The 19,566-nt window shown below is 59.7% G+C and carries 16 protein-coding genes and 2 pseudogenes; 7 read left to right on the forward strand and 11 right to left on the reverse strand.

The window, feature by feature from the left end; genetic code table 11:
* Nucleotides 1-14: 14 nt before the first annotated feature.
* The 5 genes from ACFOFO_RS01995 to ACFOFO_RS02015 all read right to left on the reverse strand — a co-directional run bounded on the left by ACFOFO_RS01995 (nt 15) and on the right by ACFOFO_RS02015 (nt 6,313).
* Nucleotides 15-665: a cytochrome c oxidase subunit 3 family protein gene (locus ACFOFO_RS01995; RefSeq protein ID WP_390322938.1), complete on the reverse strand. Its 651-nt coding sequence runs from the start codon at nt 663-665 to the stop codon at nt 15-17.
* A complete protein-coding gene (gene ctaD / locus ACFOFO_RS02000) occupies nt 662-2,416 on the reverse strand; it encodes a cytochrome c oxidase subunit I (protein ID WP_390330697.1) in 1,755 nt (584 codons plus the stop codon). Before ctaD ends, ACFOFO_RS01995 begins: the two co-directional genes overlap by 4 nt.
* Nucleotides 2,406-3,671: a c-type cytochrome gene (locus tag ACFOFO_RS02005; protein WP_390322936.1), complete on the reverse strand. Its 1,266-nt coding sequence runs from the start codon at nt 3,669-3,671 to the stop codon at nt 2,406-2,408. Before ACFOFO_RS02005 ends, ctaD begins: the two co-directional genes overlap by 11 nt.
* 120 nt (nt 3,672-3,791) lie before the next feature.
* Nucleotides 3,792-4,295: a hypothetical protein gene (locus tag ACFOFO_RS02010; protein ID WP_390327955.1), complete on the reverse strand. Its 504-nt coding sequence runs from the start codon at nt 4,293-4,295 to the stop codon at nt 3,792-3,794.
* A gap of 230 nt (nt 4,296-4,525) precedes the next feature.
* The gene (locus ACFOFO_RS02015; RefSeq protein WP_390322934.1) at nt 4,526-6,313 is read right to left on the reverse strand and encodes an ABC transporter ATP-binding protein; all 1,788 of its coding nucleotides are present in this window, start codon (nt 6,311-6,313) and stop codon (nt 4,526-4,528) included.
* Nucleotides 6,314-6,561: 248 nt separating this feature from the next.
* Between ACFOFO_RS02015 and ACFOFO_RS02020 the strand changes: the two are divergent.
* Nucleotides 6,562-6,768: pseudogene (locus tag ACFOFO_RS02020) on the forward strand (flavin reductase family protein); the annotation flags it as partial.
* A gap of 167 nt (nt 6,769-6,935) precedes the next feature.
* Here ACFOFO_RS02020 and ACFOFO_RS02025 read toward each other — a convergent pair.
* Entirely contained in the window at nt 6,936-8,642 is a 1,707-nt protein-coding gene (locus ACFOFO_RS02025; protein WP_390330698.1) for a methyl-accepting chemotaxis protein, read from the reverse strand.
* Nucleotides 8,643-9,334: 692 nt separating this feature from the next.
* On the opposite strand from ACFOFO_RS02025, the gene ACFOFO_RS02030 reads away from it, so the two are divergent.
* From ACFOFO_RS02030 to ACFOFO_RS02040, 3 genes and pseudogenes are all read left to right on the forward strand, one after another.
* Complete coding sequence (locus tag ACFOFO_RS02030; RefSeq protein WP_390330700.1) at nt 9,335-10,261, forward strand: DedA family protein/thiosulfate sulfurtransferase GlpE; 927 nt, start codon at nt 9,335-9,337, stop codon at nt 10,259-10,261.
* A 121-nt stretch (nt 10,262-10,382) separates the two neighbouring features.
* Nucleotides 10,383-11,117 (forward strand): SDR family oxidoreductase, encoded by a 735-nt coding sequence (locus ACFOFO_RS02035; RefSeq protein ID WP_390322932.1) that lies wholly within the window; start codon nt 10,383-10,385, stop codon nt 11,115-11,117.
* Between the two features lie 190 nt (nt 11,118-11,307).
* A pseudogene (locus tag ACFOFO_RS02040) lies at nt 11,308-12,941 on the forward strand (amidase).
* Nucleotides 12,942-13,012: 71 nt separating this feature from the next.
* On the opposite strand, the gene ACFOFO_RS02045 reads toward ACFOFO_RS02040, so the two are convergent.
* Nucleotides 13,013-13,345 carry a hypothetical protein gene (locus ACFOFO_RS02045; RefSeq protein WP_390330701.1) on the reverse strand — a complete coding sequence of 111 codons (333 nt, stop codon included), beginning with the start codon at nt 13,343-13,345 and terminating at the stop codon, nt 13,013-13,015.
* Between the two features lie 10 nt (nt 13,346-13,355).
* On the opposite strand from ACFOFO_RS02045, the gene ACFOFO_RS02050 reads away from it, so the two are divergent.
* Together ACFOFO_RS02050 and dbpA are read left to right on the forward strand one after the other, a co-directional pair.
* Nucleotides 13,356-13,502, forward strand: a complete 147-nt coding sequence (locus ACFOFO_RS02050; protein ID WP_390330702.1) for a hypothetical protein — start codon at nt 13,356-13,358, stop codon at nt 13,500-13,502.
* 150 nt (nt 13,503-13,652) lie between these two features.
* Nucleotides 13,653-15,083, forward strand: a complete 1,431-nt coding sequence (dbpA, locus tag ACFOFO_RS02055; protein WP_390322929.1) for an ATP-dependent RNA helicase DbpA — start codon at nt 13,653-13,655, stop codon at nt 15,081-15,083.
* A gap of 215 nt (nt 15,084-15,298) precedes the next feature.
* On the opposite strand, the gene ACFOFO_RS02060 is transcribed toward dbpA, so the two are convergent.
* Complete coding sequence (locus tag ACFOFO_RS02060) at nt 15,299-16,249, reverse strand: Tim44 domain-containing protein (protein WP_390322927.1); 951 nt, start codon at nt 16,247-16,249, stop codon at nt 15,299-15,301.
* Nucleotides 16,250-16,457: 208 nt separating this feature from the next.
* Here ACFOFO_RS02060 and ACFOFO_RS02065 point away from each other — a divergent pair, with 208 nt between their 5' ends.
* On the forward strand, nt 16,458-16,982 hold the full coding sequence (locus tag ACFOFO_RS02065; RefSeq protein WP_390330704.1) for a YgjP-like metallopeptidase domain-containing protein: 525 nt from the start codon (nt 16,458-16,460) through the stop codon (nt 16,980-16,982).
* A gap of 162 nt (nt 16,983-17,144) precedes the next feature.
* On the opposite strand, the gene ACFOFO_RS02070 is transcribed toward ACFOFO_RS02065, so the two are convergent.
* From ACFOFO_RS02070 to ACFOFO_RS02080, 3 genes are all read right to left on the reverse strand, one after another.
* The gene (locus tag ACFOFO_RS02070) at nt 17,145-17,546 is read right to left on the reverse strand and encodes a chromate resistance protein ChrB domain-containing protein (RefSeq protein ID WP_390327953.1); all 402 of its coding nucleotides are present in this window, start codon (nt 17,544-17,546) and stop codon (nt 17,145-17,147) included.
* 171 nt (nt 17,547-17,717) lie between these two features.
* Nucleotides 17,718-18,302: a superoxide dismutase gene (locus tag ACFOFO_RS02075; RefSeq protein WP_390327951.1), complete on the reverse strand. Its 585-nt coding sequence runs from the start codon at nt 18,300-18,302 to the stop codon at nt 17,718-17,720.
* Between the two features lie 80 nt (nt 18,303-18,382).
* Nucleotides 18,383-19,564: a chromate transporter gene (locus ACFOFO_RS02080; protein ID WP_390322925.1), complete on the reverse strand. Its 1,182-nt coding sequence runs from the start codon at nt 19,562-19,564 to the stop codon at nt 18,383-18,385.
* Nucleotides 19,565-19,566 lie beyond the last annotated feature (2 nt).

Here is a 19,566-nt window from a genome sequence, read left to right on the forward strand (position 1 = left end):
ACCGGGTCATGATGTCAACGCGTACCGCAAATAGTGCGTATCAATTCCGGCGTCACCCACCCCAATGCCCCAAACAACACGATCCACACCACCAGCAGGAAATGCCAGTAGCGCGCACACAATACGGTCAAACGCGCGATCCGCGCCGGCTCGGCATTGCGCCAGGTTGCGCTTACCGTCATTGCCCAGCCGACCAGGCCGCCGGCGACGTGCAATCCGTGCATCGCCGTCAGCAGGTAAAAAAAGCTGCCGGCCGGATTGCCGTTCGGTCCGACCTGCCCGATCAGCAGCACACGCCATGCCCAGCTTTGCACGATCAGGAACGCCAATGCGCACGCGCCACCCGCCAGCAGCAAGCTGCGGAAATGGCTCCCACCAATTGTGCCCGGCGTCCGGGTCGCGACACTGGCGCGCTGCAGGACGATGCTGCCGGCCAGCAGCAATGCGCTGCTGAGCCACAACTGCCACGGCAGCGCGATCGGCGACCAGTCGCTGCTGTCCATCCGCATCAGATAGGCTGCAATGAACAGCGAAAACAGGCTGCTGGCGACGCCGATGAAGACCCACAGGCCGATGTCTCCGGCCGAGCGACCGTGCCCGCGATCGGGCCTGGGCTGAGTCGGGGTCCGAGCCGGCCCGGACGGCAGCGTCACGAAAGGATTCATGGCATTACCTCCGTTCCGACGTATGCCTGCGGTTCCAGGCCACCCTCCTCCGGCGGCGCATTCTGCGCAATGAAGTCCTGCCGTGCGCCCGGCACGCTGTAGGCATAGGCCCAGCGATGCGCCACCGGCAGCACCGGCCCCCAGTTGCCGTGGCCGGGCGGCGTCTGCGGCGTCTGCCACTCGAGCGAAGCGGCGCGCCACGGGTTGCCGTCGGCAAGTTTGCCGCGGAAGGTACTCCACACCAGATTGAAGACAAACAGCAGTTGCACTACGCCGACGATGATCGCGACCACGGTGATGAAGGCGTTCATGGTCTGCGCCGAGGCCGGGATGAACTGGTAATTATCGAAATTGTAGTAACGCCGCGGCATGCCGAGGATGCCGAGGTAATGCATCGGGAAATAAATCGCATAAGTGCCGAGAAAAGTGACCCAGAAATGGAACTTGCCGATCCGGTCGTCCAGCATGCGGCCCGTGACTTTGGGAAACCAGTGATAGATGCCGCCGAACACCACCAATATCGGTGCCACGCCCATCACCATATGAAAGTGTGCGACTACGAAATAGGTATTCGACAAGGGAATGTCGACACTGACATTGCCAAGAAACAGTCCGGTCAGGCCGCCGATCAGGAAGGTGCTGATGAAGGCCAGCGCAAACAGCATCGGCACCGTCAGATGGATATCGCCGCGCCACAACGTCAGCAGCCAGTTATAGACCTTGATCGCAGTCGGGATCGCGATGATCAGCGTGGTGGTAGCGAACAGGAAACCGAAATACGGATTCATGCCGCTGACGAACATGTGATGCGCCCACACCACCACCGACAGCACGCCGATCGACAGAATCGCCCATACCATCATCCGGTAGCCGAAGATGCATTTGCGGGCATGCACGCTGATCAGGTCGGATACGATGCCGAACGCCGGCAGCGCGACGATATAGACTTCGGGATGACCGAAAAACCAGAACAGGTGCTGAAACAGCAGCGGGCTGCCACCCTTGTAATTGGTCGCTTGCCCCATCGTCACAAGCGCCGGCATGAAGAAACTGGTGCCGAGCGTACGGTCCATCAGCATCATCACGCCGCTGACGAATAACGCCGGGAACGCCAACAGCGCCAGGATGGTCGCCACAAAAATCCCCCACACCGTCAGCGGCATGCGCATCAGAGTCATGCCCTCGGTCCGCGCCTGCAATATCGTGGTCACGTAATTGAGGCCGCCCATGGTCGTCGCCACGATAAAGATCACCAGCGACACCAGCATCAGGATGATGCCCCAGTGGTACCCTGGCGTTCCGGCCAGAATCGCCTGCGGCGGATACAGCGTCCAGCCGGCACCGGTCGGGCCGCCCGGCACGAAGAAGCTGGCCATCAGCACCACCACCGACAGCAGATAGACCCAGAAGCTCAGCATGTTCAGGAACGGGAACACCATGTCGCGCGCGCCGACCATCAGCGGGATCAGGTAATTGCCGAAGCCGCCCAGAAACAGCGCGGTCAGCAGATAGATCACCATGATCATGCCGTGCATGGTGACGAATTGATAGTAATGGGTGGCGTCGATAAAGGCGAAGCGACCGGGAAATCCCAGCTGCAGGCGCATCAGGTTCGACAGCACCAGACCGACCAGTCCGGCGAGGATCGCAACACAGGTATACTGGATCGCGATCACCTTGTGATCCTGGCTCCAGACGTATTTCAGCCAGAAGCTCTGCGGGCCATCGTGGGTGTCGTGGTCAGCGTACATGGACTTCCTCCTTCGGCGGCGCAACGGTGACGCGCGCCGGCTGCGATGGTGCGGACTGCGATGGTACGGACTGTGCCGCTGCCGGCGCGGTGGTAGCGTTGGTGCCAACCGCGCGGATATAGGCAATCAGGGCGGCCAGCTCATCGTCACTCAGCGCGATCAGCGGCATCATCGGTGCGAATCCCTTCACCACCCGCGACTGCGGGTTGCGAATGAAGTCTTTCAGATACGCATCATCGACCAGTGCGGTCGAGCCATCGGCCATGGTCTCGGTCTTGCCGAACAGACCTTTCCAGGTCGGCCCCACACTAGCACTGCCATCGACCGTGTGGCACGCGATGCAGCCCTTCGACTGCGCCAGCGTCTTGCCGCGTGCTGCCTGCGGATCGAGCAACACGACATTGGCACCAGCCGCCTGCATCCGTGTCATGGCAAAGGTCGGCTGCGCCGCCAGCCAGCGCCTGAATGCAGCTTCACTTTCGACCACCACGTAACCGCGCATATTGGCATGACCGATACCGCACAATTGTGCGCACAGCGCTTCATACCTGCCAGGCTTGGTCGGCGTGAACCAGAACGAGGTCACCATGCCGGGTACGATGTTTATCCGTGCGCGAAACGGCGGCACAAAAAAATCGTGCAACGTATCATGCGACCGCAGCAACAATTTGACCGGCTTGTCGATTGGCAGATGGACTTCATTGCCATTGATCAGGATATCGTCGTGGCCGGCGGGATCGTCCGGATCCAGGCCGAATGGATTGGCTGCACTCACGAAGCGGACATTGCTCAGTCCCAACTTGCCATTGTTACCGGGGAAGCGATAGCGCCATTGCCATTGCTGGCCCACCACTTCCAGCACCAGCGCATCGCGCGGCGCCCGAATGTAGTCCGCATACACGAACAAGCCCGGCGCCAGCAGGGCCATGATGGCGACCGCCGTGCCGCCGGTCAGCCAGCGTTCCAGCGTCCGGTGTTCCGGAATATAGGCCGCAGCATGCGGAGCAAAAGTCTCGGCAGCGCCCGCAGCGCGATGCCCTGCGAGCGGCGTGTGGCGTCGATGAAAGCGCAGCAATGTGTAGATGATGAACAGATGGATGCCGACGAAAAAGATGCCTGTGATCACCAGGGTGATCGTCAACGTGTCATCCATTGCGCGCCAATTTGAGGCCAATGGGGTGGCCCACCAAGGACTGACGAAATGAAACAGCAGCGCGCCCACGACGATGACAACCAGCGCGACAGCCATAGACATATCGACCTCTTTTCAGTAGGCGAATCAGTAGGCGAAACTCTCAGAAGCGACACACACCAGATCGCCTGAGCCGTTCAACGGCTCCGGCGATGTTCGATGCCCGGCGCAGTGATGGCGCAGTTATTGTGCCGCCCCGCGACGTTCCAATTGGTGATACATCAGCGCGGCAACAATACCGAAGATCAGGTGTGTTGCCAATGCGGCCCAGCCACGCATTTCGACAAACCACGGGAAGACGTTGACCATGCCATAAAAATTGAACAGGTACAGGACCAACCCGAATATCGCGCCCACCAGCGTCAGCATGCCGGCACTCGAATCGAAATGGAACGGGGCGATGATCGCAGCCAGAACCAACGCAAAAATGATCCCTAGGACATAGTGCGTAACCAAGGCTGTTGCAACGATGGCGACGTCAAAACCGCTCGATTGCAGAGTGTCCCGTCCCATCACGATGGCGGCCACCATGTGCGACGTGCTCCATTGATCGGTGCCAAGCACCAGGCTTGACCAGATCAACTCCAGCACCATGACAACCGCACCAGCGACGAAGCCGCCGACAGCCGCCGCAGCCCAGTCCGGAAGACGATGCTCCCAGCGATGAGAATGCATATGAAGTTCCATACCCACCTCCTGAAATGCGACGACAGCAAACAAATTGCTGCCAGCCGACGCCGCCGTAGCAAAATTGCTACGGTACGCGGCCAATTTCAGTGTAGAACAGTTTTAACGACATGCAAGCGGGCGGCACGACTTGTTGATTCGAAGCAAATTGGTCGCCGTCCGCCTATACGGGCGCGTCACATTCTAGTTCAAGCCTCGCAGGGCGGTCGCAGCGTGAAATCACCGATCCCTTAGTGCATCGCATAAACCGGCTCCGTTGCCGCCATCTTCTCACCGGTCTGCAGCCGCCACAGGCTGGCATACGTGCCATTACGATTCAGCAATTGCTCATGGGTGCCGGATTCGACGATCTTGCCATGCTCCATCACGTGGATCATGTGTGCGTGGCGCACCGTCGACAGCCGATGTGCGATCACCAGCGTGGTGCGACCCTGCGAAATCACGTCCATCGAGCGCTGGATCGCCGCTTCGGTCTCGTTGTCGACCGCGCTGGTGGCTTCGTCGAGCACCAGGATCGGCGGATCTTTCAGGATCGCGCGCGCTAGCGCCAGCCGTTGACGCTGGCCGCCGGACAATTTCTGGCCGCGCTCGCCGATCTGCGTGTCATAGCCTTGCACCAGTCTTTCGATGAAGTCGTGCGCCTCGGCGGCGCGCGCCGCCGCGATCACCGCTGCGCGCGGGACGCCTTTGACACCATAAGCGATATTGTCGGCGATCGTGCCGTCGGTCAAAAATACGTCCTGGCTGACGTAACCGATGTTGCGCCGCAAGTCGGACAGATTGAGCTGCTGGATATCCTGGCCATCGAGCCGGATCGCGCCCGATGTCGGCTGGTAAAAACGCAACAGCAACTTGACCAGCGTGCTCTTGCCGGAGCCGGTCGCGCCGACAAAGGCCACCGTTTCACCGGCGCCGACGGTGAGGCTGACGTTCTTCAGGGTCGCCGTCGCGCCATACGCAAACGACAGGTTATCGATCGCCAGCGCACCGGCCACGCTGCCGTCCGGTAAATGCGCGCCTTCGTACGGAATGGTCAGCGGCGTCGCCAGCACGTTCAGTACGCGTTCGATCGACGCCATCGAGCGCTGGTACAGGTCGGCGATATCGGCCAGTCCGGTCAATGGCCACAGCAGCCGTTGCGTCAGGTACACCAGCACCGAGTAGCTGCCGACGCCGATCTCGCCGTGGGTCGCCATCCAGCCGCCATACACTAGCGTGGCGACGAAGCCGGCCAGGATCGCCATCCGGATCACCGGCGTGATCGCGGCCGACAGGCGGATCGCGCGTGCGTTGCTGTTGCGGTAATGGTCGCTGGCGGCGCGGATGTGCTCGGCCTCGAACTCTTCCGCGGTGAACGCCTTGATGGTGGCGACGCCGAGCAGGTTATTGTTGAGCCGGCCATTGATCACGCCGGCCGCCTCGCGTACTGCGGCGTAGCGCGGCGCCAATCGCTTCTGAAACCAGAACGTGCCATACAGGATCAAGGGCACCGGCAACAGCGAGATCAGCGCCAGTTTCGGTGCCAGCGCGAAGAACACGGCACCCACCATGATCGACGAGCACAACACCTGGAGGATGCTGTTGGCGCCGCCGTTCAGGAAGCGTTCCATCTGGTTGATATCATCGTTCAGCACCGACATCAGATTGCCGGTACTCCTGCGTTCAAAATACGACAGTGGCAGCTTCTGCACATGCCGGTAAGCATCGAGTCGCAAATCGTGCTGCAAGGTTTGCGCCAGATTGCGCCATTTGACTTCATACAGGAACTGGAACAGCGACTCGCCGCCCCAGATCAGCACGGTCAGGATACCGAGCAAGCTCAGCTGCTGCATGGTGTCGATAATGCCAAAGCGCGCCAGAAACGAAGCCTGTTTGTTGACCACCACGTCCACCGCAACGCCGATCAGCACCTCCGGCAGCACATCAAAGAATTTATTGACGCACGAGTACAGACTGGCGGTATAGGCATCGCGCCGGTACTGGCGCGCATAGTTGAAAAGGCGGGAAATCGCTTGCATGATGCCTTCAGGAAAGAGGATTAGCCATGCATTTTAATGGAGCGGTCGATGTTGTGCGGACGGGCGGGCGACCGTAAGCACCGGATCGATGGCGTCGGCCGGCCTTCGACCGATCGGGCAGCTGCAGCTTCCTCACCCATACTCCACAGAATTATGTGCAGAACCCATCATATTTTGTTGGGAATAAGCGCATACCCAAAGAAAATCATTAGATTAGTCATGAATAGTACGAAGAAGTAGCGTGATCCATCCTGGCAAATGGCGAGCCGAACCGCATCGATCCGGACAAATGGCGGCCGCTGATCGTGAGCTTTCAGAAATTTTACGGCCTCGCACCGGATCAGCTGCACGATTCGAGGCTGTCGCAGATACGGGAATCGTCATATCGCAGCCCTGATGTCGACCGAGCGCGCGAGGTGCGCGGCGCGGCCGCCGTGTTGTCGGATGCGGCTTGAAGCCGGTGGGAATAGCGGCCAGCGTGCATGTCAGAGGCGAACGTGGAAGTGACTCCCGTCCCTACAGGAAGCCACTTCCCGGATTCATTCTAGAGGCACCGATTTGGGGGCGCAGTTATCGACCAAAGTGTCCGCACGACAAAGGCGATGCCCGAAATCGAGGCGGCTTAGAATTCTTCCCATTCTTCGCGATGCGCCAATTTGAGACTGGCACCCTTCCGGGCGTTGTTCGTACTGCCCGACTCAATCCGCCGTCTGGCAGGCAATGGCGCGCTCGGTTTGACCAGGGCGACATTTTTTGGGGGGCGTGGTGCCGCCATCGTTTGCCGAGCGTCGAGCTTGAATACGCTGACCACCCGGGACAGATTGGTGGCCTGATCCCGCAGGCTCTCGGCTGCTGCAGCCGCCTCTTCCACCAAGGCCGCATTCTGTTGCGTTACTTCGTCCATTTGGGCGATCGCCTGGCTCACCTGTTCGATCCCCATGCTCTGCTCCCGACTCGCGGCCGTGATCTCGCTCATGATGTCAGTTACCCGTTTGACGCTTGCCACTACCTCGTCCATGGTGGCACCGGCCTGCCCCACCAATTTACTGCCAGCCTCGACTTGCTCCACCGAGTCCCCGATCAGGGCCTTGATCTCCTTCGCGGCCGACGCGCTGCGCTGTGCGAGATTGCGCACCTCGGTGGCGACCACCGCAAAGCCTCGTCCCTGCTCTCCCGCCCGTGCCGCTTCCACGGCGGCATTCAATGCCAGGATATTGGTCTGGAACGCGATGCCGTCGATGACGCTGATGATATCGACAATTTTTTTGGCGGATTCGTTGATCAAGCCCATCGTGTCAACCACCTGCGATACAACGGCCCCGCCCTTGACCGCAACGTCGGACGCGGACACCGCCAGTTGATTGGCCTGCCGCGCGTTGTCGGCATTCTGTTTCACGGTGCTGGTCAGCTCTTCCATCGACGACGCGGTTTCTTCGAGCGAACTGGCCTGCACTTCGGTGCGCGACGACAAATCAAGATTGCCGCTGGCAATTTGGCTCGACGCGGTGGCGATGGTATCGGTACCGGTGCGCACTTCGCCGACGATTCTTACCAGGCTGTCGTTCATGTTTTTCAACGCCTGAAGCATTTGCCCTGTTTCATCTTTCGATTTAACGACAATGGTGCTGGTGAGATCGCCATCCGCTACGCGGCGCGCAATGGCGACCGCTTCATTCAACGGACGCGTGATGTCGCGTGTGGCCAACGTGCCCAGCACGATACTGATCGCGGCTGCCAGAAGCGCGAGGGTCAGTACCAGCATGCGGGTTTGACTTGCCTGTGCATCCGCTTCCTTTCCCGCTGCTTCCATCAGGCCGGACTGGAACTCGATCAGATTGTCGAGTACATCGAAATAGGCCAGCTGAATCGGACGCAGTTCTTTCAGCAGCACGGTCTTGGCTTCGTCTTTTTTGTCTTCCTTTGCCAGCGCGATGAAGGCCGCCCTTCGCGTGAGGAATCGTTGTCTTACGTCGATCAGTGCCTTAATATCCTCTCTACCTTTTAGCGTGGTAATCGACTTGTCCAATTTGTCGATCGACTCGGTGATGATGCGCGAAGCCTCATCAATGTTAGCAAGCTCCTTCTTGATCTCGTCAGCATCCGTCATCAACAGGATGTTGCGCATGTTGCGGGCCGTCTCGTTCAATTCGTCTTTGATCTTGTGCGCAAGCACCGTCTTCGGATAGCGGTCCGCATTCATCAGCCTGATGTCCTCGCTCAAGCCTCCCACCCTGGTGTAGGCGATGGTTGCCAACATAAGCAGCAACGCGATGACAGCGCCAAAGCTCAACATTAACTTTTGGCCAATCCTTAGATTTTTGATGTTCATTTTAGTTTTTCTCTGTCGGCAAGATAAGGTTGTGGATCTGATTCGTCACGTGCTCGGGTGGCGATCGTTTAGCATTCCAATTTCGGTACCGGACATCTCTGCCAAGATAATGTTGTGCTGCGGCAATGCTGCGCCACTTTTCGAAAATTTGATCATGAGATTAGCGCGTATTCCGCAAAATACAACGGACCGAAAGGCGTTTTCCATTGATGGAATGGCAATAGCAGCTGGATGATGTGTACGTCTTGGCAAGTCGATGAGCGCGAAATAAATTAATGCTGCAACGCAGTCTTTTCGCGCTACCGTATCGCGCGTCTCCTTGCGATCCCCCTGGCCAACATACGCTTACCGACGGTACCGCCCCTGGGGAATCGGGACTTTGCTGTTTTTTTTGCGCTGTTTATTGCCAGCACTCTTCAACCAAGTTCTCTGAAATGTCGGACAATGTGCAGGAAATGCACAGCAGAAAACACCGGCGAGACACGGCGCTCGTCGTTGGGTGACTTGTCCGGAACCTTGTCTGATTTCGCACCGACAGCATTGGGTGCTATGGATATTGAAGTGGAATATGGAGCGCTAGTATGTCGCGCTGATGAATGGTCCGTTGCGCCCCTGCCCTCCACCGACCCACCAGGATGTCATCCCGAGACCCAGCGCAGGCAGACATGCGCGGAAAAGCGCAGCGAAATCCGATGACCTATTTATTTCACCTGATCGAGCAGTACGGCCTGATTCTGGTATTTGCCAACGTCCTGCTGACCCAGCTCGGTGCACCGCTGCCGTCATATCCGACCCTGGTGATAACCGGCGCCATGCTGAATCGGGGCGACTATTCGGCACCGGTGCTGCTGCTGACCGCGGTCGGCGCGTCGCTGATCGCTGACCTCACCTGGTTCACGGCCGGGCGGCTGTATGGTCGCAAAGTCATGTCGACCCTGTGCCGGATCTCGCTGTCGCCGGATTCCTGCGTGCGCCAGACCGAATCCATTTTTCTGCGTTGGGGCGCTCCATCACTGTTGGTCGCCAAATTTATTCCCGGTTTCGCATCGGTCGCCAGTGCATTGGCGGGAACGGTCGGCAGCACCAGCCGCCGCACCTTTGTGTTGTTTGACGGGATCGGCGCTGCGTTGTGGGCCGGGACCGCAATTTTTCTCGGATCATTATTCAGCGCTGCTCTGGAGGATTTGTTGCAGCTGCTGGAATCGCTGGGCAAATGGGGCGGCATCCTGTTGGGCGGTGCATTGGTTATTTTCATCGCCTCCAAGTGGTGGGAGCGTTACCGTTTCTTGCAATCCTTGCGGATGGCGCGCATCAGCGTGGCCGAACTCGACCAGTTGATGCAACGCGGGGAGACGCCGGCCATTGTCGATGTCCGTTCGTCGCTGTCACAGCAGGATGGCCGCATACCCGGCGCGGTGATGCTTTCCCTGCACGACATGGCAAACGCAACACTTGAAGTGCCGACCGATGGCGAGGTGATCGTGTATTGCGCCTGTCCGAACGAGGCATCGGCCGCGGTGGTCGCCCAGCACCTGATGCGGCGTGGCTATAAGCGGGTCCGGCCGCTGGCCGGTGGCATCGACGCGTGGATCGCTGCCGGCTATCGCGTGGAATCGTGACGCCAAGGGGCGATCGACATGCACCGCGAAATCGCAGTCGTCGCATCGGCGGCCGCGGCCGCTATCGTAGTATTGCGAGTGACGACCATCTTGCTACCCACTTCCGAGCCTGAATCCAATGATGAAAGCCATCGTAACCGGACACAGCCGCGGCCTCGGCGCAGCGATTGCCGCTGAGCTGCTGGCCCGAAATATCCGCGTACTCGGACTAGCCCGGCGCAGCAATGTCGCGCTGGGGCAAAGGTTTCCGGCCATGCTGGAACAGCTCGAGCTGGACTTGTCCGACTCGGCTGCCGTTGCGCTCTGGCTGGCCGGCGACGCCTTGCGTCAGTTCCTGTCCGGCTGCGAATCCGTGCTGCTGATTAACAATGCGGGCAGCCTGCAGCCAGTCGGACCGATCGCGAGTCAGGATTTGCTCGCAATTGCGCGGACCGTCAGCTTGAATGTGGCGACGCCGATGATGCTTGCCAGCGCGGTAGCGGCTGCCAGCATTGACGCTGGCGACAGGCGCATCGTGCATGTGTCCAGCGGCGCCGCTCGCAACGCCTACCCCGGCTGGAGCATCTATTGTGCGAGCAAGGCCGCCCTCGACCACCACGCCCGTGCGGCGACGCTGGACCAGACGGCGGGTCTGCGCATTTGCAGCCTGGCCCCCGGCGTGATCGATACCGACATGCAGGCAGAAATCCGCGCCAGTGCATCCGAACTATTCCCGCTGCGCGAGAAATTCGACGCGATGAAACGCAAGCGCGAACTGTCGAGCCCCCACGATACGGCCCAACGCCTGGTGGATTATCTGCTCAGCGAGCAATTCGGACAGCTGGCCGTGGCGGACCTGCGGCTGCTGACGCCGTAACAGGCGCGTGCTGGCTGCCCGCGGCAATGCACGATGACGGAGGGATCGCGCTGCCGGCGCAAGCACGCTTGCGCACTGACTTGGGCTTGACAAACGCAACTGCATGCCGCTCTGGTTAAGGCGCGTATTTTCCACTATGGTGTGGGCTTTGTTACCCTCTGCCCAACCCAATTCAGTCCGGATATATTCGATGAATCGTCGCGATTTTGTGCGTATTGGTGTTGCTTCCGCCGCCGCATCCGCCGGCACATCGGCCAGTGCAGCCACCCATGTCACGCAGGCCGGTAAGGCCAGACACGCGGGCGGCGCCCAAACACTGATCCTGGAGGCCGGCGTGCTGCAATTGCAGGCAGCCATGGCAGCCGGCAAATTGAGCGCACAGATGCTGACCACGATGTACCTGACGCGCATCGACGCGATCGACAGGAACGGGCCGCGGCTGAATTCGGTGATCGAGCTCAATCCCGATGCGCTGGCGATTGCCGCCGATCTGGATCGCGAGCGCGCCAGCAAAGGCGCGCGCGGGCCACTGCACGGGATTCCGGTTCTGTTGAAAGACAATATCGCGACCGCCGACCGGATGAGCACCACCGCCGGTTCATTGGCGCTAATGGGAATCAAGCCGGCCCGTGACTCGCATGTGGCGGCGCAACTGCGCGCCGCCGGTGCCGTGATTCTAGGCAAGACCAATCTGAGCGAATGGGCCAATATGCGCTCGCCGCGCGCTACCAGCGGCTGGAGCGGACGCGGCGGACTCACGCTCAATCCTTATGCGCTCGACCACAACACCAGCGGTTCCAGCTCCGGTTCGGCTGCTGCGGCGGCGGCCAGCCTGGCGACGCTGACGGTCGGCACCGAGACCGATGGCTCGATCGTGTCACCGGCGTCGATCTGCGGCCTGGTCGGGATCAAGCCGACGCTGGGCCTGGTCAGCCGCAGCGGCATCATTCCGATTGCGCAATCGCAGGATACCGCCGGACCGATGACGCGCAGCGTCACCGATGCGGCGCTGTTGCTGTCCGCGCTGGCTGGCGTCGATGCACGCGATGCCGCCACGCAGGGCAGCGCCGGCAAGCTGGCCGATTATTCCCGCTGTCTGGACAAGGATGGTCTGAAGGGCGCGCGCATCGGCGTCGCGCGTAATTTTTTCGGCAACAACGATGAACTCGATGCGGTGATCGAACAGGCCTTGCTGGTACTGAAAGCGCAAGGAGCAATCCTGATCGATCCGGTCGAGATTCCGAATGTCAGCAAGTACCAGGAGTCCGAGCTGGAAGTGCTGCTGTACGAATTCAAGGCCGGCATGCAAAGCTATCTGGCCGGCTATGCACCCGGCGCGCCGATTGCCAACATGGCCGACGTGATTGCGTTCAATCTGAAGCAGCACACCGGGAGCTGGCGCATTTTGGCCAGGAATTCCTGCAACGCGCGAATGCCAAGGGCGGGTTGGACAGCAAGGAATATCTGGACGCGTTGGCGACCAATCAGCGCTATGCGCGGACCGAAGGGATCGATCAGGTGATGCAGGCGCATCGGCTCGACGCGCTGGTGGCGCCGACCGGCAGTCCAGCCTGGCTGACCGACTTCATCAATGGCGACCATGCGGGCGCGGGCTTTTCGACACCGGCCGCGGTGGCCGGTTATCCGCATATCACGGTACCGGCGGGTTCGGTGCACGGCTTACCAGTCGGCTTGTCGTTTGGCGGTGCCGCCTACAGCGAGCCGATCCTGATCAGGCTGGCGTATGCGTATGAACAGGCCAGTCTGCAACGGCGTGCGCCGACGTTTCCACATACCGTGTCGACGCGGCTGATGCGCGCTTAAGGCTGCCGGCACCGCGCGATCAGGCGGTCGTCCTGGCCGCCGTCGCAGGGACGGCGCTCACTGCCCCGACCCTACATTCCCACTGCCCGCCTGCTACGCTTGTGCGCCAATTCCGGGCGCGACTTATTTCTCTGTTCAAAAATGGTTTTCGCATCGTGCTCGGCCCGCTCCTGAGTCCGCATCGTGGGCTCTTCGTCGTGCCGCGCAAAAAAGTTGTCTGCCTGCGCCCGCATCACATGCTTGATCGCGGCGACGTCACTCAAGTCATACAATTCGGTGATCAATGTGGTGACTTCATCCAGGTATTCTTCATAGGTCATTATTTCATTCCAATCCAGTTGACGGTTTGACGGCAGATCGACGGAGAAAAGTGCCGACCCTGCGAGCTCGATAGCTACGGCCAAAGGTGTATTGATGAAAAAAGATGCAACGCGCGACGACATCATCGACGCAGACGGTCTGGCATTTGGCGCAAGCTCGGCACAGATGCGTTACGCTCGACTTGGCCAGTATATGCAATTTCCTGTTGTTGAACCGTGGAAATTGATTTACGGCAAGTAGAGTATATGACCAAGGTGCTATTCTACGCCAATCCGAAGGCCTTGTTACAAATCCAACCATAGCCGCCGCGCTCGCATTGCCATTGTGTCATGATGGCTCGATCGCGCCCCGCCTGTTAGACTGCCCTCCCCTTTACGCCGGTCCGTCAAAATGAATTCCACCCCTGTTTCCAGTTCCGACTATCCTGCTTCGAGCTCTTTCGAGAGCCTGCCGCTACCGCCGGCATTGCTGACCAATCTCGACCAGCTTGGCTACCGGCAAATGACCAGCATCCAGGCGCAGAGCCTGCCGCTGATACTGGAGCGGCGCGACCTGATCGCGCAAGCCAAGACCGGCAGCGGCAAGACCGCCGCATTCGGCATCGGGATGCTGGCGCGGCTCAATCCGAACTGGTTTGCGATTCAGGGGCTGGTGCTGTGCCCGACGCGCGAGTTGGCCGATCAGGTCGCCAACGAATTGCGCCGGCTGGCGCGCTTTGCCGACAATATCAAGGTGCTGACGCTGTGCGGCGGCGCACCGATGCGGCCGCAGATCGCGTCACTGGAACACGGCGCCCACATCGTGGTCGGTACGCCCGGCAGGATTCGCGACCACATCTCGCGCCAGACCATCGATCTGTCGACGGTGCAAATGCTGGTGCTGGACGAGGCCGACCGGATGACCGATATGGGATTTTATGAAGAGATCAGCGGCATCGCCAGTGCCTGCCCGACGCGACGACAGACCCTGCTGTTTTCCGCGACCTATCCTGACGACATCCGCCGCGCCAGCGCCGAATTCCTGCAGCAGCCGGCCGAGGTCAAGGTCGAGGCCCAGCACAGTGCCAGCCGGATCGAACAGCGCTTTTACGAGATCGGCTTCGACCAGCGCAACGCTGCCGTGGCGCAATTGCTGCGCCATTTTCAGCCAGTCTCGACGCTGGCGTTCTGCAATACCAAGGTGCAATGCCGCGAACTGGCGGCCGAGTTGCGGGCACAGGGTTTTTCTGCGCTGGCCCTGTATGGCGAACTGGAACAGCGCGAACGCGACGAGATCCTGGTGCTGTTTGCCAACCGCAGCTGTTCGGTACTGGTGGCGACCGATGTCGCTGCGCGCGGTCTGGATATTACGACGCTCGACGCGGTGATCAATGTGGATGTGTCGAAGGACACCGAGGTGCATATCCACCGCATCGGACGCACCGGCCGCGGTGTCGATTCCGGCTTGGCGCTGAGCCTGTGCGCACCGAACGAAAAGAAGTGGGTCAAGCTGATCGAGGACTATCAGCGCGGGCCGGTCGGCTGGTTCGATCTGGCCGAGGTAACAGCCGGAGCAATGGAGGTGCCGGCGGCGCCGATGGTGACCTTGTGCATCATGGGCGGCAAGAAGGACAAGCTGCGTCCCGGCGATCTGCTCGGCGCGCTGACCGGCGACGCCGGCCTGACCAAGGAGCAGGTCGGCAAGATCAATGTGTTTGAATTCATGACCTATGTCGCGCTCGACCGGCGCATCGCGCAGCAGGCGTTTGATCGCTTGTGCGGACGCGGTGACATCGGCAGCATCAAGGGCCGCGGCTTCAAGATGCGCTTTATCGACGCCTGACGCTGTGGGGGTGCGAGGCGGTAGTACCAAACCGCATCTGTTCAACGTTGGGGGCGCATTGGCGCGTTGTTGCTGCCAAATCGCATCGTACCGCTAAAAAAACCTCCCGCGCTGCACTGCGGGAGGCGAGGCCGTGCGCTAACACGGAGAGAGACAGCAATACCAGGCCGTGCCGATGCGCGATCAGTTGCACATCGGATCGGGCAATCGAGGGGTCAGGATAGAGACTGGATGCCGGCCAGAATCCAGCCGCCCTGGCCGCTGGTCGGCTTGGACAGATTCCAGACTTCGGCGAACGGTACCGGTGCTGCATGTTCGTCTTCGCGGACCATGCCGCTGAACTTGACGCTGGCCAGATAATCGCTGCCGATCGTTTCGATACCGAGCAGTTCCGCATCCAATGCCACCACATCGGTCACATTGGCGATGGCACCGCGTTCCTGCAATTGCAGCCGCAGCTCGCCGAACATTTCAGGCGTCGTAAATTCGCGGATGTCGTTGATATCGGCCTTGTCCCACGCCGCTTGCAGCCGGATGTAATAAGTCTTGCTGTGGCGCAAAAATCCGGGCACGTCAAAATCAGCCGGAATACCCCACGGTGCCGCGTTGCTGGCAGCGGTGCCAGATGCCAGCGGCAGCGATTGCAAGGCGCTCGGCTGGGCTTGCGGCTCCAGGCGCGAACCGATCACCGAGGTCGATGACGCCGGCGCGACGCCTGCAGTGCTATAGGCGTTCGCGAATCCCGCTGCGGCCTGATTGCCATTCTTGCGGTTCTGAAACATGCGGAACGCAAACAAGGCCGCCATCGCCAGCAAACCGATCATCAGCATGCTGCTCAACATACTGCCCATCGCGCCGCCCAGACCGAGGCTGGAGAACAATGCGCCCAGACCGAGGCCGAGCAAGGCGCCGCCCAGCATGCCCTTCCAGCGGCTGGGCGGTTTTGCCGCAGCGGCCGCAGTGGCGCCTGCCGCGGCGGCCGGCGCAGCTTGCGCGCTATTGGTCGCGGTATTGGCCTGACTCTGTTGCAGCGGCGCCTGGCGCGACACATTTTGCGACTGCTTGCCGATCGAGCCGCCACCGCCCATGCGCCGGGCTTGTGCCTCCGGCAGTACGAGCGACATCGCAGTCACTGCAAGCATGAGGGTGAGCAAAAATTTTTTCATGGCAACTCCTAGAGTGGGTTCTGCAGTGCAGGCCGAGCCTGCATCGCCCCGGTTCCGAGACGACCAACAGATGGTAGCCAAATCCTGGCTATTGAAAAATGGAAGATATTTGAATAATTACTTCGCAAAAACAGAAGTGTTGATTTACCTGCAATTTCCAGGTTCATGCCACAATCGCGCTTTTCCAGCGTAACAACACTTAATTTCCATGCAAGCACTGAAATACCTGTCCGGCTATTCGGATCACCTGCAACAGCAAGTGCGCACCCTGATCGCGCAGGAACGGCTGTCGGCGCTGCTGTTAAAAAAGTATCCGATGCGGCACCAGATCCGCACCGACAAGGCGCTGTATGACTATGTGATGGAGTTGAAGAACGCCCACCTGCGCGGCGCCGAACCGATCAGCAAAGTCACGTTCGACAGCAAGATCCATGTGATCCAGCATGCGCTTGGTCTGCACACCACTATCTCGCGCGTGCAAGGCGGCAAGCTCAAGGCCAAGCACGAAATTCGCATCGCCGGTTTGTTTCGCGAGGCGCCGCCGGAATTTCTGCAGATGATCGCGGTGCATGAACTGGCGCACCTGAAGGAAAAAGAACACAACAAGGCGTTCTACAAGTTGTGCGAGTACATGCAGCCCGACTATCACCAGGTCGAGTTCGACCTGCGACTGTATCTGACCCACCTGGACCTGTTTGGCGCGCTGGCATGGGCCGGGTCTGAGCCGGTCTAGCCCTTCTGCGAGGCAGCAATTAGCGCCTGAAACCGTCGACCATCATTACCGTGCTGCAAGTCTGTTTAAGGCCCTATACCGTTCGACCAGGACGATGCGCGGGCCAGTCAATTTATTGTTCACGAACATGATGCTCCTAAAGGCCGATGGCGGGGAGCAGCGTTAGCTCATTTTCGGTGGCCACTTGTGCGTTTCGGCCTGACAGTGCTGGCACCAGGCGTACAGCGCGTCGTACATCACCACACCGTGTTTAAGCGTCTCATGATCATCGGAAAACGTTTGCGATAGCCCAAGCGAAAGTGCATGCAGCCCTGGCGATTGCGGTGTCAGATCCAGCTGCGACGTATCTGCACCGCGAACGATGACGGCCAGTTGCTGCAAAGCCGGATCGGTAAGGCCGTATTTTTTGAGGAAGGCATCGAAGCTGCACAGATCGCCATCGTGCGACATCTCCACGCCGGGAATATCGTAGGGAATCGCGCCGGTCTCCTCGGCGACCTTGAGCACGTCCTGCGCCGACACATAGAGAAATTCCGGTTCCTGGTCGATGAAACGCGCAATCAGTCACGGACAGGCAATGCGGTCGATCTTCGGACGTTCACGGGTGACCCATTTCATGGGTTGACCTCCTCTTTGTTAATCTATCAGGTTTGCCGTCAAGCGTCCAAGCGCACAGCAGACCGTGATCCATCCCGCGGCACGCGGTGCGTTCCACAGCCGGCAGTGGCACACCGATCAGTCAATCTGTCCACACCTTGCATAACGTTCCCCCACTTTGGCCCAGTGGATGTTCTGCATAAAGGCATCCACGTACGCTGCCGCTTTCGCGCCATAATCGATGTGATACGAGTGCTCATACATGTCGAGTGCGAGAATCGGCGTGGCGCCGGCGAGCGTGTGCGCATGGTCGCAGGCCCACTGGTTGACGAGCCTGCCATCGCGCGGCGAATATGTCAGCAATACCCACCCCGAACCGCCACCCAATGCCTTGCCCATGGCGGTGAATTCCGCTTGCCAGCGCTCGACGCTGCCGAAATCCTTTGTGATGGCTGCGGCTATGTCACCTTGCAAGGAGCCAGGTTCACCGAGGCTGTCGAAATACACTTCATGCAGAATCATCGAATTGGCAGCAATTAATTCTTCACGCTTGAGGCCGTTCAACACGAACACTGGGGCAGCCGCTACATCAAGGGCGGCGAGTTGCGCGCTAATGGCGTTGAGCCGCTTTACCGCGCCGCCGTAATTGTTTTCGTAGTGACTGACGATCAGTTTTTCCGACAGGCCTGGAAGTTTGGCGGGATCGCATGAGAGTGGCTTCATCTGATACGTTGCGGTAGATGGGGTCGTCATGGTAATCCTCTCGTTTCGTTCGATACATGCCGAAGGCACAATGCCGCGGTTTAGTGCTTCAATAGCGGATAAATGATCAAGCCGAGCACCGCCGCCGCGGCGACGATGACCGGTTCCTGCAGCTTCTTGAATTTCCACAGCAGCGCGACCGTGATCACAGCGATCAGCGCAGTGGGAATGTCGATGATCGATCGCTTGGCGATCACAATCACCGACCCGGTGATTGCGCCAATCGCCGCAGCGGTAATGCCATCGACAAAGGCGAGCATGCCGGGCACCTTGCCGTACTTCTTGAAATACGGTGCCGCGATCACAGTAACCAGGAAACACGGCAGGAATGTTGCGAGCGCTGCGATCGTGGCACCGCCCAGGCCGGCAATCAGATAACCGATGAAACCGACGGTGATGACCACCGGGCCGGGGGTAATCATCGCGACGGCGACGGCGTCGACAAACTGCTTTTCGGTCAGCCAGTGATGTTCGGTAACCAGGCCGCCATACAGGAATGGGACGATGGCCAGGCCCGAGCCAAACACGAAGGCGCCGGCCTTGGTGAAATACACCCCAATCTGCACCAGCAAGGAGGCGTCCACACCACCGAGCCAAGCGCTTGTCATCGGTAGTTGCGTCAGAGCGGCAGCATTGAGACTGCTTTTGTTGAGCCATTTCGGCGGTGCGCGCAAGAACCAGACCAAGACGCCCGATGCAAGGAACAGCCACGCCATTTCGGATTCGGTGATTACAGTAACCGCAACGAGCAAAAGATAAATCGCCCACAGCAATTTGTCCTTGCGCACGCTTTTGACAGTCAGCTTCTGCGCACTGATCGCGATGATGCCGATGACAGCAGCACCCACGCCGTAAAAAACAGCTTGCATCCACGGCAGCCCGCCAAAATGCAGATAGGCCCAGCCTAGCGCGACCACCATCAGAAAAGAGGGTAGGACGAAGGCAATGCCGGTCAGCGTCGCGCCGAGCAGCCGGTAATGCACGAAACCAAGATAAATGCCCAATTGGGCCGCCAGCGGCCCGGGCGCGAGCTGCGACAATGCGAGCCCTTCCTTGTAATCTTCGTCGCTGATCCAGTGACGGGCATCGACCAGGTCACGGCGCATATAGCCGACCAACGCGACCGGGCCGCCGAATCCCCATGTGCCCAGCTTCAGAAAGTAGAGGGCGAGTTGCCACAAGGTATAGGTTGGTTTCGATACGGTTTGTTTGGCAGTCTCCATGC

It is taken from the genome of Pseudundibacterium arcticum (assembly GCF_042646465.1).
Taxonomy (GTDB): Bacteria; Pseudomonadota; Gammaproteobacteria; order Burkholderiales; family Burkholderiaceae_D; genus Undibacterium_A; species Undibacterium_A arcticum.